Annotated in this window: 1 protein-coding gene; it reads left to right on the forward strand. The window is 46.3% G+C overall.

Translation table 11 applies throughout. From position 1 onward, the window contains the following. Nucleotides 1-1,271, forward strand: a 1,271-nt coding sequence (locus tag ABWP14_RS11470; protein ID WP_353203104.1) for a glycosyltransferase family 39 protein, incomplete at both ends; no start/stop codon positions are given.

Genomic DNA, 1,271 nt, shown 5'->3' on the forward strand with positions numbered 1-1,271 from the left:
CAACGCTCCATCGGCCTGACCTCTCTTGCCTATCTAGCCAATCTGTTTAATATTCGTTTTTTATTGGGCAATGCCCAGCCTTTGGCTGACCCAGCGAGCGTCTTTTTGACTCAGCGTGATCGGGACTATGGTGTTGCTTTTGAACTGCCTGCCGAGTTCTTGATCAAAGTATTGAACTTGCATGATGCCAATGCCTATTTTTTTCGCCATTTGCTCACTTTCTTGATTTGTTACGTTGCGGTTTACTTTTTCTATAAGTTAGTCAAGTTGCGCTATCAAGATTGGCGCATCGGGCTATTGGGCGCAGCCTTTTTGGTTCTTACTCCCCGTATTTTTGGTGATGGGTTTTTTAACGACAAAGATCTGGTCTTTATGTCAGCCTTTGCTATTGGCATCTATACCTTGGTACGCTTTGTTTTAAAACCAGGTCTGCTGACTGGTCTGTGGCATGCCTTAGCATGCGCCCTTGCCATTGATTTACGCCTGATGGCGGTGATTTTGCCTGCGGTGACTGTGGTGGCCTTACTGGTACTAGCAGCTCGTAAAGAGCTCTCTTTTAGCAAACTGATTGGCTACCTGGGCGTTTATCTTGCCGTCATGGCACTACTAGTAGTTGCCTTTTGGCCCTGGCTTTGGTTAGACCCCTTAGGGAACTTTGTACTTGCTTTTAAGAACATGGCAAGGTTTAGGCATGCCCCAGATATGGTGTTTATGGGCGACATTGTCAATGCTAGTCGGCTGCCTTGGTACTACATTCCTGTTTGGATTGGAGTGACTACTCCTATCTTATATTTGATCCTCTTTATGGTGGGTGCCAGTACCACTGTAAACACATTGATCCGCAATATTTGGGGTAAGACTAAAACCTTATGGACCAATGATGCTCAGCTGCAAGATCTACTCTTTTTGGGACTCTTCTGTGCTCCACTGCTAGCCGTTATTATGCTGCACTCGATTTTGTACAACGGCTGGCGCCAGATGTACTTCATTTATCCAGCTTTTCTACTCGTCTCGATTAGAGGCTTAATCAGCCTTTGGGCTCTGAGCAATACCAAGCAACTGGCAAGGCGCATTCTGATTGCGTTGGTGATTGGGTCCATGGGCTTTACAAGTTACTGGATGGTACGCTGGCATCCTTATCAGTATCTGTACTTTAATGTGTTGGCTGGGCCATTTGCAAAGCGCTTTGATGTTGATTACTGGGCAGTAGCGTATCGCCCAGTACTAGCAAAGATCGTGGGGCAAGACCCTAAGGCGAGTTATTCGATCTA

Source organism: Polynucleobacter sp. (assembly GCF_040400325.1).
Classification (GTDB): Bacteria; Pseudomonadota; Gammaproteobacteria; order Burkholderiales; family Burkholderiaceae; genus Polynucleobacter.